The organism is Cyclobacterium sp. (genome assembly GCF_014762705.1).
In the GTDB taxonomy this organism is placed as follows: Bacteria; Bacteroidota; Bacteroidia; order Cytophagales; family Cyclobacteriaceae; genus Cyclobacterium.
Genome location: NZ_JABURL010000036.1, coordinates 66,245 through 81,380 on the forward strand (window position 1 = coordinate 66,245; position 15,136 = coordinate 81,380).

General features: G+C 44.0%; 8 protein-coding genes. All 8 read right to left on the minus strand.

The genetic code is table 11. From position 1 onward, the window contains the following. Complete coding sequence (locus HUJ21_RS06840; RefSeq protein ID WP_291368200.1) at positions 1-1,545, minus strand: 4Fe-4S binding protein; 1,545 nt, start codon at positions 1,543-1,545, stop codon at positions 1-3. A gap of 123 nt (positions 1,546-1,668) precedes the next feature. Then, a complete protein-coding gene (locus tag HUJ21_RS06845; protein WP_291368201.1) occupies positions 1,669-3,030 on the minus strand; it encodes an FAD-dependent oxidoreductase in 1,362 nt (453 codons plus the stop codon). Between the two features lie 263 nt (positions 3,031-3,293). Then, the gene (locus HUJ21_RS06850) at positions 3,294-4,373 is read right to left on the minus strand and encodes a PAS domain-containing sensor histidine kinase (protein WP_291368202.1); all 1,080 of its coding nucleotides are present in this window, start codon (positions 4,371-4,373) and stop codon (positions 3,294-3,296) included. 490 nt (positions 4,374-4,863) lie between these two features. Further along, positions 4,864-6,381, minus strand: coding sequence for a sialidase family protein (locus HUJ21_RS06855; RefSeq protein ID WP_291368203.1), 1,518 nt, complete (start codon positions 6,379-6,381; stop codon positions 4,864-4,866). A gap of 86 nt (positions 6,382-6,467) precedes the next feature. Continuing rightward, a complete protein-coding gene (locus HUJ21_RS06860; protein ID WP_291368204.1) occupies positions 6,468-9,173 on the minus strand; it encodes a sodium/solute symporter in 2,706 nt (901 codons plus the stop codon). Position 9,174: 1 nt separating this feature from the next. Beyond that, the gene (locus HUJ21_RS06865; RefSeq protein ID WP_291368205.1) at positions 9,175-10,113 is read right to left on the minus strand and encodes a dihydrodipicolinate synthase family protein; all 939 of its coding nucleotides are present in this window, start codon (positions 10,111-10,113) and stop codon (positions 9,175-9,177) included. Between the two features lie 54 nt (positions 10,114-10,167). After that, positions 10,168-11,664 (minus strand): RagB/SusD family nutrient uptake outer membrane protein, encoded by a 1,497-nt coding sequence (locus tag HUJ21_RS06870; protein ID WP_291368206.1) that lies wholly within the window; start codon positions 11,662-11,664, stop codon positions 10,168-10,170. Positions 11,665-11,758: 94 nt separating this feature from the next. After that, a complete protein-coding gene (locus tag HUJ21_RS06875) occupies positions 11,759-14,932 on the minus strand; it encodes a TonB-dependent receptor (RefSeq protein WP_291368207.1) in 3,174 nt (1,057 codons plus the stop codon). Between the last annotated feature and the right edge of the window lie 204 nt (positions 14,933-15,136).

Here is a 15,136-nt window from a genome sequence, read left to right on the forward strand (position 1 = left end):
TTATGACTTTACTTTAATCGATTCATTACCAATGATGATCGGCATGTCATTGATTCTACCAGCTTCCTGCCCATTTTCCAATTTAAGCACTCCCCTGGGGCACACGGCCGAACACACCCCGCAGCCTACACAGGATGAACGCACAATGTTTTGTCCCCTTTGGGCATACCATCGAACGTCAATTCCCATTTCACAATAAGTCGAGCAATTGCCGCAAGATATGCATTGCCCACCGTTGGTTGTGATCCTGAACCTTGATTTGAACCGTTGCACCAATCCCAGGTAGGCTGCTAAAGGACAACCAAACCTGCACCACACCCGGTTCCCCATAAAGGGATAAAATCCCGTACCTATTACTCCTGCAAAAGCCGATCCAATGGCAAAACCATAGATGGAATGAAACTGATTGGTGGCCTGCTCCAACATACCAAATTCCATAAAATAATTGGTAATGGTCACAGCGGTCATAACAACTGCAAGCACCAGCACTCCGTGAACCAGATACCTTTCCACCTGCCAGGCTTTTAGAGATTTATCGGAAAGCTGCCGGTATGGATCCCCTACTGTTTCAGCCAATCCCCCACAACCACAGACCCAACTACAGTACCAGCGCTTGCCATAAAAATAAGTAAAAACGGGCACTCCTATTACAATCAGTATAATGCCCCAAATCAGCATAAACATGCCCAGGGCCCCGGAACTTACCATACCCTCTATGCGGTACTCATAAAAGAAAGAATAATCCAATGGCCAGATGTTTTTGAAATCATGCCAGGGCATGTTAAACAGCACCAGAATCTCAGGGATCAGAAAGGCAAAGGCCAATTGAAAAAACATCACCGAAGCAGTCCGGATGGTTTGGTAATTATTTCCCTTGTATTTTCTGAACATCCTCACTCCCATTACCAAAATCGCAAGGGTATAAATCAGTCCATACAAAAACCACTGGCTGGCGGGGCCTCCTGAAAGCAAAATACTCAACGGATCTACCATGATCACCAAATTGGTCAGGTATTCGGGATACCAATACAAAATGATATAAAAAACGATCAGATAAGTGCCGGTGATGATGCCCAGCCAACCTCTGGCTTTCATGGAAGAAAAATAAATCCCATCATGCTTGATCCCTGCCGGTTTGTTCCTATATAAAGGCAAGGTATATAATAAACCTCCCAGAACTGCCAGGCCTATGGATAATGCCAGGAACAATAAGGGGGCATCTTCTACCGGACCACTGGAAGCCGCTTTGGTCAATGCAAATGCATAATCATCCCAAATCACTTTATCCCAGGCTTGCTCTTCTTTTAACTCTTCATTGTAGGCATTGAAAAAGTCGTTAAAATCTTTGATAAAAGAAAAATTGGAAGCGTAGGTTTTTTCATAGATGGGTTCCAATACCTCCAGCATGGCATCCTGGTGCATTTCCTTGGTATGATCCCGGACCATTGTCCTGTCCAATTGATAAGACCCGGAAAAGGGTATTCCCGTGAACACCAAAAGTCCAATGATAAAGAGAACCAGGCCTGAATTTTGAAGTAATTTCATGCGTTTAATATTATTTATAAAAGACCTTAAATAGCGTCCTACCTAAGCTCCAATCCTTTTTCGGAGAAATCCCCGTGTTTCCCCTATAGCTTTTTGGGGGCACCCAACTGTGTGACGTTATCGTCATGTCCGGTTCCATGACCTTGAACCGATTAACTTTTGAATAAATGATTGCCTGGGCAATGGAATGGAGGTACCATTTTCACTGTTATACTTGTCAAGCAGTTGCTTATAAAACTTCTTGTGAAATTCCGGGTTAAAATTGGCCTTATCCAATTGCCCGATTACCCGGTCTGCCTTCCAGCCTTCTTTTATGGCCCGATCAAAGAATTCATGTCTCATTCTCCAGCCAAAGGCATTCATTCCCAAAATCCTGTCTTCCTGATCAAATAAAAACCTCAAAGCCACCTTTCCTGATGCGCTTTCCCAATAAAATGACCTGGTAGGGTTCTCCCAGGTTGGGGGGACATGGCCGTAAGTTTGGTATTCGATATCAAAAAATTTGGCTGAATTGAACCAAATCCCAGGCGTATAACCCACTTTTTTTTCGTGGGTAAGGTTATGGGCCAGGGTTTCTCCATGCATACGCCCTGTATACCAAACCTGTTCTATATTTTTACGGTCCTTCCCTGGCGGCTTATTGAATTCCGCACAGTCCCCTATGGCATAAACATTGGGAAGGTTGGTTCGGAATTGATCATCTACAAGGATACCGCGATTGGTGTTTAAATCACTATTTTTAAATAACGCTATATTAGGACTTACACCTGCAGTCAAACCCACAAACTGACAGTTGATGATTTCACCGTGGGAGGTTTTGACTGCCTTCACCTGCCCTTTTTCATCCCCAATGATTTCCTTTAATTCTGTATCCAGCTTAAGGTCAATATGGTGTTCGCGAATATGTCTTCCTACCAATGCAGCTTCTTCTTTTGGAAGTATGTTGTCCCAAAAACCCTTTTCCCTCACCAAAAAAGTGACCGGTATTTTTCTGGAAGCCAGCATTTCTGCCATTTCCACACCAATCAATCCTCCCCCTACCAGCACAGCATGCTGGATATCCTGAGTATTTTTCTCCATATTCAACAGGTCCTGGTAACTGTACAAGCCCTGGACTCCATTTAAATCCTGGCCTGGCCAGCCGAACATATTGGGTTTAGATCCGGTAGCCAATACCAATTGCTTATAGCTCACTACCTCTCCATCCTCAAAATTCAGTTCCTGATTGGAAAAGTCAATTGCTTTAACCCATCCAAATAATAGTTTGATATCATTTTTTTCCCAAAAATCATCCGCATAGGGTTTGGTATGCTCATATTTCATGTGGCCCATGTAGATATACATCAGGGCAGTCCTTGAAAAAAAATGCCTGGTTTCTGCGGAAACAATGGTTATCGTGATATTTGGATTGTTTTTCCGGATATGCCTGGCACAGGTCACTCCTGAAATTCCGTTGCCCAGGATTACAATAGTATTTTCACTCATTTTTGCAATTTCTCAAAATCCGGTCAAAATTTAAACCCTATGGCTTTCAACTCCAGCCAAATCGTCCTAACAGACGGCAAGATTACATTTTCCTGACAAGTTGATGAAAAAAATCAGGATTAAAAAAATTAAAAAGTACGCTTTTAGAACAAGCCTGAATTATTTGAAATTCGTGAAGTTTGGGCAAAGCAAACCTGTCCAGATAGGAACCCTATTTGGGGTAGAAATATCCCATACACAAGTAAAATTCTGCAAGTCTTACCTCAGACGCTTTTTCCCTTAAGTGAAATAATAAACTTCGCCCCTTTGTTTGGCTTGCTTTTGATTTCAATTTTACCCCCTAATGCTGTTACCTGCTTGTGTACTAAATAAAGGCCAATTCCATGGCTATCCTTATGGTGGTGAAATTTCTGGTCAAAACCAAAAATCTCCTTCTCAACCATGTTTAAGTTGAAGCCTAAGCCATTATCTGAAAATTCAAGATAGCCCCGGCCTTCTTTTTCGTAGGAGCGAATTTCAACTAGTGGCTTGGTGTTTGGCCGGCTATATTTAACGGAGTTGGATATCAAATTTAGAAAAATACTTTCCAGATAGGTCCTGTTAAAATGAATTTCCGGCAGTTGGGAAAAATCAGATAAAATCACTGCACCAGAGTTTTCTACCATGGATCGAATGGAGGTGATGGACCGGTTAAAGACCTCCTTGAGCCGGAGCTTCTCTACCTTGACCTGCATTACATCGTCCTGCTTCAAATTGTCAAGTAAATTTTCCAGCATGCTTTTTAGTCCCACTGTTGATTGGTCAAGGAGTTCAATCAACTCAGCGGTTTCCTTATCCTCTATCCTGGCCGGATCCATTAATTTAAAAATGGCAAGGATATTATTGACTGGGGCTCTCAGGTCATGCGAAGCTGCAAAGGTAAGTTGCCTGAGCTTGTCGTTGGTTTCTGTCAGCTTCCTGATCAGATCATTTTTATGCGACTCCATCTCTTTTCTGTAAGTCACATTCTTAGCAATGCCATAAATCAAGCCCTTTTCAGGTAGGGGAAAGAAATTCCATGAAAGCCATATTTTTTCGCCATTTTTGGTGAGATAGCGATTTTCATGATTTCTTAGTGAGTTATCCCCAACATTAATATTGGTGACAATTTTGGTGGTGATGTCTATATCCTCTCCATAAAGGAAGGTATCAATTGGTCTGCACAACAGCTCCTCCTCGGTGTAACCCATTAATTTTTGAAAAGAAGGGTTTACCTGCTTGTAGTACCCATCATAACCTGCTATGCAAAGCAAGTCCGGAGACATCTTAAAAAACAAATCCAAATCATATGCTGAATCATCCAAAATTTTCGCTGAATTTCCTAACATCATTTATTTTTTCAATGAAATTGCTTAAAAAGGCCTTAATAATTGCAAACAAATCTCAACAGGGACTCTGTTTAGATGGCTTTTGGACTTGAAGTCAATTTCAAATTTTTCTTTTGTTTAATTCATTTTGAACAATTACTGAGCCAAAAATGTCTTATTTTACACAAAATCAGGACTGTTATTTTACAAATAAAACAATATGCTTTTGACACATAAAAAAAATCATTTCGGTAAATATGTCCGGTTATTTTTTTCTCTAGAGGCATGACTAAAAAGATCCCCTGAAATCGAGCATGACGAGAACGTCACACAGGTGAAAGATTTTGATTGCGAGATTCCATGTGCCCACTTAAAGACAAATTAAAGACACATGAAATCTTAAACCAAAATTCCCACCTGCTTAGGTAATGTTCCTAAACAGGTGGGAAAAAATTTCCGATTGATCAAACTTTAAAAAAAACCCGCTTTATTCTTCTATCAAATCCTCCACCGCTATGACCTGAAAAGCCAATTGCACCTGACTGCTTTCATAAATTATACCGAGGTGTTTATCGTCAATCATGGTCAGGCAGGAATACCCTGCGCTCTTTCCCTGGTCCAACAGCACCTGCATTTCCTCCGGCCAGCTTCCGCCCTGGTCTAAACTTGTTTTGATGGTAATGTCTTGCCTGGCCTCCGTTGATGCAGGATTGGAGAAAAATAAAACATCGTTTTTATATTTAATAATGCTAGCCATACATACTGGTTCTATCAGGGCTGACCTGCTACTGGGATGGGACTCCCAGGTTTTGCCCAGGTCATTGGTTACGGCCACAGAACGGGCACCTCCCCGGTTGTCCCTCATGTTCAGCATCAAACTTCCATCCGCCAATTCCACTACCTGAGCTTCCGTAGTATTGGATTTAGCTCCTGTTCCTACTTCCCAGGATTTGCCCCTGTCTTTACTGTAAATAATCGTGCTATAGGGCATTTTTTCAGCATCCTTATATTGGGCAGCAAAGACCAGCGTTCCATCCTTCATGGTAATGCCTTTGCCTGGGCCATTGAAAAAAAGCTGCCAGGACGGATTTTTCATGGGTTCGGTGATATTGACAGGTTCAGACCAGGTATTGCCGTCATCTTCAGACTTCACCAACATTAACTGACCTGTTTCTTCGGGCTTTAGTCCGGGACCGGAGCTGTTCCAGGCCGCTGTATTTGGCTTTCCATGCAACCACAAAGCCACTACCCAGATCGTACCTGTTTCCTGATCGACCAATATGGCAGGATCTCCAATACCGTTTTGATCCTGGGGCAGGCCTCCCCATTCTCCCATATCCATGATGATTTTCATGGGTTCCCAATTTTGCCCGCCATCGGTACTTCTGCTCAAACCCACATCAATATCTCCCTGCAAATCAGAGCCCTGTTCCCGGCGCACATCATAAACAGCCAGCAAGGTTCCGGCTTTACTGGTAGCCAGTCCGGGAATCCTGTAGGTATGCACCCCGTCGTCCCCCTTGGTTCTAAGAGATTTTGCAAGCCGGTAGGAAACCAGGTTTTCCTGACCCGATGGCCTCGCTTTTTCCCCCGCCAGCTCCACAAAAGCTACCTGTACATCTATCTTCTCTTTAAGATCTGCGGCTTTATTCACGGTGATGGCTATTTCAAAGAAGTGATCACCTGCAGACAGGTCAATTGGCTCCTCAAACAGCCATTGCTCATCCCTAAATGTAAATGATCCCATCAATTCCTTCTGTTCACGCTCATTCTTGTAAAGTGAAAGATCCTCTATTTTAATGCCGGATGCTATTTCCAAACCCATCCCCTCAATACTTTCCTCCGATTTCAAATTCATTTCCAAGCGGCCTATGGTAGTAGCCTTTCCGGCAATTACCGGAATATATACCTGTTGCCATGTCAAATCTTCAGAAACAGGCCAATCTTTTTCCCGGGTACAGCTTAACAGTAAAAAAACCAGTAAGCACATGTTGATCATTTTCATATTTCAATTATTTTAAGTTCGTATTTCTTCCAGTCATTGTCTGAGAAGTCATTCTCTGGCATGAGTTATTTTTTTACTTTATCGTATCAAACCAATTCCCTTTTAATTCTTTTGCCCATGGTTTTGAGTGTAAGACCCGTAAGTTTTTCTTTGGAGGGTCTGGGAAACCATTTACTGGCCAGGTAAGCCAATAACATGGCACTAACCAAACCGGTAAATGCATACAGGTGGATGCTTAAAGCTGTTTGGGTTTTTACCAAAACCTGTATTAGGGCACTGCCCAAAAGACCAATCAGTGCTCCCCTGGCATTGGTACTGGAAGAAAGAATACCTATGAGGAAAATCCCTCCCAAACCTCCCGCAAAAAGGCCGATCAGCATGTTGAACTGGTCCCATAGAGAAGGAATCCCCATGGTGGCCATCAGCAATGCGAATCCTGTCCCCAATACCCCAACGAAAACCGTAACGGTTCTGGCAAAGGTAAGCGTATGCTTTCCATTGCTGTCCTTGGAAAAAAACTTATGGTAAAAGTCAGTAGTCACCACAGTGGCCACTGAATTCATGCTGCTGTCCAGGCTGGACATGGCGGCCGCAAATACTGCAGCTATCAGCAAGCCTGACACCCCATTGGGCAATTGGGTAACAATGTACCAGGGAAAAATACTGTCTGTATTGGTCATTACAGGAGATAACTCCTGGGGATGAGTCAGGTAAAACAAGTACAATGCTGTCCCTATGGAAAAGAAAATCAAAGCCGAAGGCAAAGCCATCAGTGCTCCTGTCACAATGCTTTTGGAGGCAGAGGCCTCATCTTTGGTGGTCAGGTACCTTTGAATGACGGTTTGATCACTGCCGTACTGAACGATATTTGAGGCCAACCCACCCAATAGAATGACCCAGATTGCCGTACCCGTAAAATCAAACCGGGTATCAAATAGTGTCATTTTTTGATCTTCCTTAATGAATGCAGCCAGCTCTCCCCAGCTCAGGTCGATACTAAATACCATTAAAACCAAACATATCAAAGCTCCTCCCAACAAAACCACCACCTGAATCACGTCTGTCCAAATAACTGCTTCAATACCCCCCAGCACAGTATATAAAATACTCAAAACACCCATTAAAAGTATACAGGTCATTACATCTATATCTGTAATTACAGCTAAGGCAAGGGAAGGCAACAACAGTACAATTCCCAACCGTCCCAATTGCAAGGCCATGTAAATCAAGCTCCCCAATAGCCGGACGGTTTTATCAAACCTCATTTCCAGGTATTCATAAGCAGATGTGAGGTTGAGCCTTCTGAAAAAAGGCAAAAACCAGAAAATAATGATAGGGGAAACCATGATGATGGTCATCAGTAACCAAAACAGGGTCCAGTCTGTAGCAAAAGTTTTGGAAGGAATGGCCATAAAGGTAATCGCACTGAGCTGGGTACCAAATACGCTGATGCCGGCTGCCCACCAGGGCACCCTTCCACCTGCCTTGAAAAAATCGGTAACGGATGCCTGTTTTTTGGAAATAACAAATCCCATAACAACCAATACACCCAGATAAAGGCCCAAAACCGAATAATTCAACCAGCCGAAACCTTCCTTCTTGGAAAGCAGCATACCCTGAATACCGGGTGTTCTTACACCGGGACTAATCTCTCCGGATGGCAGGACAAGGGTTCCTTCCCAGAATACGGAAGAGGTAGTTACAGGGGCTTTAAATGGAAGGTCGGCCAACCTCGACCAGGTTTTGGTTACCGCGTGATAGGCCAAAACACGCCGGCTAAAACCAGGATGGGAAGCTAATAGGTTTTCTCTTTCATTTACTAATTCCAGGGAATCCGAACTGTTCAGAGAAGGTTCAGCCAAAGACATGGCAATTTGTTCCAATTGGTGGTATAACTTTCCTTCATCTCCCCCAAATAACAGGATGTGACCAGAGCCAAAAGGAGCTGCGGTACCTGCTGCCAGGGAGATTATATTTCCCTCTCCGTCTTCTATGCTTCCATGGCTTTCCCACCTCATATTGTTGAATGAAAAGGAAAACAAATCACCAAAAAAAACTGTAGGAGCACCAGCTTCTTTTCTCCTTCCGCCTGCCAAATAAATCCTTTGCTCTTTGCCCTCGTGTTGAATAGCCATCATGGCATGAGACCTTTCAGGCCCAGGCAGAGGCGGTAAAGATTCCCATTTAGCTCCAGACTCATTGATATTCAGCCGGTAGAACTTGTTCCATACCTGTTCATTCTCACCACCTACCAGGTACACGAATCCCTCATGGTATACCGCTGAGGCATTGGAAAGTGCCATAGGAAGCGGCAAGCCTTCATTTACGGTTACTTCTTGCCTGCTTTCATTCCAGGAAATCCACCAGGTGCTGCTATGGTAGCCATCCTCATTTTCTCCGCCTAAACAGAAAACACCTCCCGGGGTACTCACAGATGCTCCATAGGCCATGCTCTCGGGCAGACTTAATTCTATACCCTCCACCCATTTTGCTTCTGACTGATCCTTAATAAGGACATGAATTTTATTCCAGAATTTTTTCTTTCCACCCTTCCATGGTTTTTCACCCGGAAAGTTGGCCCCACCAGCTAGTATCAATGCCCCATTATGGGTGCCTGCATACATTCCGGCATAACCAAGGGAAGAGCCTTCCCCATCAGGAGCCGGCAAGGTTGCTAACTGTTGCCATTCATAATCACCATAAGTTTTAGGCTTTTCCTGTGCCAAAGAAGAGTTCAACAGGAAGGGTAGTAAAACCAAGCCAAAAAAAGTAATTTTAAACGCTTTTACCATGTCATACCTTTCCTAATTCTTTGGGATTGAGGATTGAAAAATCAAAAAATGACATATCCAGCAATTGTTTCTTTAATTCTTCTTGTTTTACAGGGTCCAAAGAATTAACCGGAGCCCTAAAATTACCGCAATCTATTCCACAAAGTTTCAAAATAGCCTTTCCTGCTGCAGGTCCGCCAAATTTTCCATATAAGTGAATGAAGTCAATGGATTTTTCCTGCAAGCTCAGCGCCCTTTGCCTATTTCCGGATGCAAAAGCTTTCATTATTTCCAGGTACAGTGGGGATGCGAAATTATAGGTGCTACCTACTGCTCCCTTTGCTCCCATGGCCAGTCCAGCCAAAAAGGTTTCATCCCATCCCCAAAGTACATCATATTTCCGGTTTTTGAATCGCAAACACTGGTTAAACTCCATGAGGTTATGGTGGGTATATTTGATGCCTGCAAAATTGGGGATTTTATCTGCAACACTTTCCAGCAATCCAATCATGGGGAGCTCCACTTTGGTAAGCAAGGGAATGTGGTAGAAGTAAAATGGCAATCCGTGTGAAGCAGCAGCTATGGGCTGCATGTAGTCCACCAATTGCTCCACATTTCCGGGTCTGAAATAATAAGGAGCCGTGACAGCTACTCCATATAAGCCCAACCTTGCTGCATGTTGCCCCAGTTTTATGGATTCATTTTGATTGCTTCCCCCCAGCATGGCAATGACTTTGAACCCCTCATTTTGCTCCTTCACCCAGGCTTCCATCAATACCTGTTTTTCTTCCAGACTTAGTGAAGCCCCCTCCCCGGTAGTTCCATTGATAAAAACACCATTGACTCCATTGGCTTTCAGGGAACTGGCATAGGAAGAAACGATCGACAGGTTGACTTCACCTTGCTCATCGTATGGCGCAAATGTGGCAGCAATTAATCCTTCAATTTTATTAATCTTCATAATAGCTTTTTTTAAATGGGGCCATGGCCTATCCATGACCCCAATAAGTTTCCATTAATTCCCGTAACCAGGATTTTGCTCAATTTTAGAATTTAAACTAATGGTTCCCAGAGAAATCGGCCATAGCAAAAGGTGGCGCTCATTACTTCTGTTTTGTAAAGAGGGTACCCGTTCAAATGCCTTGTCAAACCTCACCAAATCAAACCAACGTTTACCTTCAAAGGCCAGCTCCAGCATTCTTTCCTGAAGGATGGCCTCGTCATTGGCTTCCTGCCCCGAATCGCTGTATTCAAAAGCTGAAAACTGATCCCCATAGGCCCGCTGCCTTATCTGGTTGATTTCAGCCGAAGGATCCTGACCCAGCGCATTTTTAGCTTCAGCCGTTAATAACAATACTTCTGCATAGCGGTAAATGACTATATCATCAATAAACCTTCTACCGGAGGGATCCACAAATCCCCGGTATTTGCGGACCACGGAGGCATAATGTTCTTCCACTCCATCCCCGGAATTTAGAAATATTGAAACAAAACTGGCATCTTTTCTTTGGTCATTCTCCTCAAAAGCTTCCCTGAGTAGCAGAGACGGGGCCCAGCGGTTCAAGCCTCCACCTGCACCAATTGTTTCCCTGATATCATCCGGGGTTCCGGAAGGAATCTGGTCATCCCTGATGTAAAGTTCATTGTTGTAATTGGTCCCGCTTTCCAGGTCCAGAAACCTGACAGCAAACAATACTTCCTGATTGCCTTTCTGATCATAGCGGAAAATATCATCATAATTTTCCATTAGGCCAAGTTCTGACATTCCTGCCACCTCATTAAGTGCCGAAAGCGCCGTTTGAAAATCCGCTGCTCCTCCATCGCGTACCTTTCCAGTCCACAGGTACACATCTCCCTTTAAGGTATTTACGGCCGGTGCCGACCAGACCGCCCGGCTCGATCCCATGATATCAGCGGGCAGAAGTTCCAGGGCCCTTTCAATATCGGATTTAATCTGGGCAAAAATCTCATCCAGTCCTGTTCTGGAACGGAAGGTACTCTCCGCATCATACCCTTCAGTAGGTTCGGTTACCAGGGGCACCGCTCCCCAGGTTTTGGCCATGGTGAAATAAAGAAAAGCCCTCATGGCATAAGCCTCTCCAAGCATCCTGTTTTTATCCTGTTCTCTCGTGAATGCTATGTCCGGAACATATTTAATGATCAAATTGGCATCATGGATTACCGTGTATAACCTCAACCAGTTTGGGCCTGCAAAATTGGGGTCTATTGAATTCTCAAAATACCTTTCCCTACCCTCAGATGCCTGCAAACCATAACTGAGTGTTTCAGACCTTGCTTCACCTAAAACAAAAAGGTTATAGGCTGCCTGGTCCCGAAAACGTACGTACATGCCCTGTAAAGCTCCATTGGCATTGTCTTCATTTACCCAAAATCCGGCTGTTGTAATCGTACTCACCGGTTCCAGTTCCAGGTAATCTGTACAGGAGGAGCCCAATAGTACCGCTCCTGCAATAAGTCCCCTGAATATATATTTGTTAATGCTATTTTTCATTTTTTTTGTGATTTATGATTATGCTTTTATTCCTACGGACATCAAAATTCCCATTACCATATTGTTTTGGTAGATTTTCAAAGTCTGTTAGAAATTAAAAATTGACATTGATCCCCAGCATAAAACTCCGGGGAATGGGATATCTCCCGGAATCAGTACCACCGACTTCAGGATTTAAACCGGTATAGCCTGTAAAGTAGTAAAGATTAGACCCGGTAAAGTAGGTCCTGACATTTCCTACCTTGACGGCATCCGTCCATTTGCTGGGAAAGGTGTAACTCAGCGTAACCTCCCTCAATGCCAGATAATCTCCCTTTTCATGAAAAAATGTACTTCCCCTAAAGGAATTGTTCTGGGCCAGTTGATCTGCCCAGTAATACCTGGGAAATGGAGTCACATCTCCCTGTTCCTGCCAGGAACGGGTTGTTTCCTGCAAAATACCGATATCACCCTGGTATTGCCCATTGAATCTGGCCCTGCTTTCGTGGTAAATGGTATGCCCCAGAGCAAAATCGGTCCTGATATTCAGGGAAAGGTTCTTGTAAGTAATCCTATTGGTAAAACCACCAGTCCATTTTGGGAAGATATTTCCGGCCACCACCCTGTCTCTGCTGTCTATGGTGTCGTTCTGGTCCAGATCCTGCCATTGCACATCTCCACCAAATTTGGTTTTATCATTTCCCGGAACCAAAACATCATAAGGTCCCTCCAAAGCTGCTTCATCAGTGGGGTAAACACCCTCATAAGCGTAGGCAAAAAGGTCTCCCATCATCTGCCCTTCCTGCAATCCGCCTTTCCAGGTGTACATACCCAGGACCGGATCGTAGACCAATACACCTCCAATTCTGTTGTTTTCATTGTCATTTTCCGGCAGGCTGACAATGGTATTGATATTATAAGTGGCATTAAAGGAGAGGTCCCAGGCGAAGTTTCCCTTTTGCATCATGGTAGCCCCTACCTCCAATTCAACTCCCTCATTTTGCAATGCTCCCAAATTGGTAAGGATACTGGAAAATCCGGTCGATTGCGGCAATTCAAGATTGGTCAAAAGATTGTCGGTTACCCTGTTGTAATAATCCGCAATCACCGAAACTTTATCATTAAATAAGCCAATATCCAGACCAATGTCAAAGGTGGCAGATCTTTCCCATTGCAAATCCTGATTGGCCATGCGGTTATTTTGTATGGCTGCCACATCATTGTAACGGGATCCTACAGCATAAAGCCCTTGTGCATGAAAATCGGATAAGTTTCCAATGTTCCCATTTACCCCATAACTGGCCCTTAATTTCAATGCGGAAACCTTATTGGAAATGCCGGACCAGAAATCTTCCTTGTGCAAATTCCATCCTGCGGATACACCCGGAAAGACCCCCCAATAATTGTTGTTACCTAAATTGGAAGCTCCATCGTACCTGGCTGATGCAGAAAAAAGATATTTTTGATCATAATCATAAGTGACCCTACCAAAATAGCCCAAAATCCTGAGCTGTGTATGAGAGCTGCTTACATCCCTGGGCTCTGCTGAGGCATTCAAGGTAGGGATCAAATCGGAAGCAGCACCCCTTCCTGAACCACTGGCTGCATAACTTTGCCGGTCAAAATAGGAGATGCCCGCTTTTGCCTGAAAATTATGGAAGTCTATGCTTTTTCTGTAGGTAAAAACCCCATCAAACTGCTTCTGCCAGAAAACGGAATTGGAGGCGAAAGCATCCCTTGAATCAATAAATTGAGTGGGGCCATTAAAAAATGCCTTTTGAAAGGAATTATTGGTACCATGCACAAAATAGAGTGAACCCATAGGCTCAAAAGTCAGATCCGGTAAAATTTCATAATTGGCTCCACCGGATAGGGTCACCCTTGTGGTAGCGTTTAAAGCTTCGCTTTGATTGAGGTGATAGACCGGATTACCCATGCTCTTGTTTTGTCCCGGAGCCAGGCTGCCATCTTCAAACCGGAATTTGGTGGTGGGAGGCAAACCCAAAGCCCGTTGAAAAATCTGGTTTTCACTAAAGACCGTGTTGTTGGATGAGTTGGTGAAATTCAACCTGCCATAAACGTCAAGTTTCTGGTTGACATTGACATCTCCATTCATTCTCACGGTAAATCTTTTATAGTCCGTATTGATGGCCACTCCCTCATTATTGAGGTAGCCTACTCCCATGTCAAACCTTGCTTTTTCAGCCCCCCCTGAAACGGAAACATAATGGTTTTGGGTCAGGGCCTGCCGAAAGAGGATGTCCTGCCAGTTTACCTCATCAAAGATGATGGTCTGACCTGGATCTGCCGGGTCAGGCATGGATTGCCATCCCTCATTCAATTTGTATTCATTTTCCGCACTAAGGTATTGAGGGGTAAATGCAGTATTGTTGGACAGGTCATTTCCGATTCCAAATCCGGATGGTTGGTTGAGCCTGAACAACTGATTGGATGATTTTCCTCCTGTTGCCAGAATACCGGTTCTGTTGAAATAGATGTAATCTCTTGCTGATCCCATATCATACTGGTTCCATTGCTCGGAGAGACTTGCATTGTACCGGTAAGTCACGGAAGTCTTCCCAACCTTACCTGTCTTGGTCGTAATGATTACAACCCCATTTGATCCCCTTGCTCCATATATGGCGGTAGCTGCTGCATCCTTTAGCACCTGGAAAGAAGCGATATCATCCTGATTGACGTCATTCATGTTGTTCCGGATCACCCCGTCAATGATATAGAGGGGCTGGGCTCCGTCCGGATCATTGATGGATGTTCCTCCCCTGACAATTACCCTGGGTGCCACGCCTGGTTGCCCGGATGTAGTTTGTACCCTCACTCCCGAAACCGTTCCCTGCAAAGCCGAAGCTGCATTGGCAAAAGGTATGTTGTCCAGCACCCTTTGATCCAGTTTGGAAACAGAAGAGGTAAGGGTTTCCCTCGATTGTTCCCCATATCCAATGACCAGCACTTCATCCAAACCCTGAGATTCGGCCGAAAGACCGATATTGATCACAGATTGGTTTTCTACAAGGACTTCCCTGGAGGCATACCCGATAAAACTATACCTGAGTCTTTGTCCACTTTCAACTGTAAGGCTATATTGCCCGTCCAGATCTGTAGCCGTACCAGTAGCGGTACCCAATACCAATACGGTAACCCCGGGAAGCTTTTCACCTGTTTCCTCATCTGTCACCGTGCCTGTAATTTCTCTTTCCTGGGCCAAAACCCAACCTGCATGGAGGCAGCAGAAAAACAGGAAGATAACCATTTTAGAGTTAAAATTTTCCATCTTATTTTGTTTTACTTATGAATAGGATTACCCTGAAAATACCCGAATCAGGGAGACCAAATCAGCCTGCGACAAATCTAGGCTAGCAGCGGAAAATGAATGGTAAGGGAAAGTACTGAATGCTGGCAGGTATCATCCGGGTAAGACTTCATTCGTCCGGAAAAGGGTAAGCTATTGTCCGGATTTAAATTAAAACATGAATTC

What these genes read in the sequence shown, in the direction of transcription:
- HUJ21_RS06840 (WP_291368200.1), bottom strand. Translation starts at nt 1,545, where the DNA reads ATGAAATTACTTCAAAATTCAGGCCTGGTTCTCTTTATCATTGGACTT.
- HUJ21_RS06845 (WP_291368201.1), bottom strand. Translation starts at nt 3,030, where the DNA reads ATGAGTGAAAATACTATTGTAATCCTGGGCAACGGAATTTCAGGAGTG.
- HUJ21_RS06855 (WP_291368203.1), bottom strand. Translation starts at nt 6,381, where the DNA reads ATGAAAATGATCAACATGTGCTTACTGGTTTTTTTACTGTTAAGCTGT.
- HUJ21_RS06860 (WP_291368204.1), bottom strand. Translation starts at nt 9,173, where the DNA reads ATGGTAAAAGCGTTTAAAATTACTTTTTTTGGCTTGGTTTTACTACCC.
- HUJ21_RS06865 (WP_291368205.1), bottom strand. Translation starts at nt 10,113, where the DNA reads ATGAAGATTAATAAAATTGAAGGATTAATTGCTGCCACATTTGCGCCA.
- HUJ21_RS06870 (WP_291368206.1), bottom strand. Translation starts at nt 11,664, where the DNA reads ATGAAAAATAGCATTAACAAATATATATTCAGGGGACTTATTGCAGGA.
- HUJ21_RS06875 (WP_291368207.1), bottom strand. Translation starts at nt 14,932, where the DNA reads ATGGAAAATTTTAACTCTAAAATGGTTATCTTCCTGTTTTTCTGCTGC.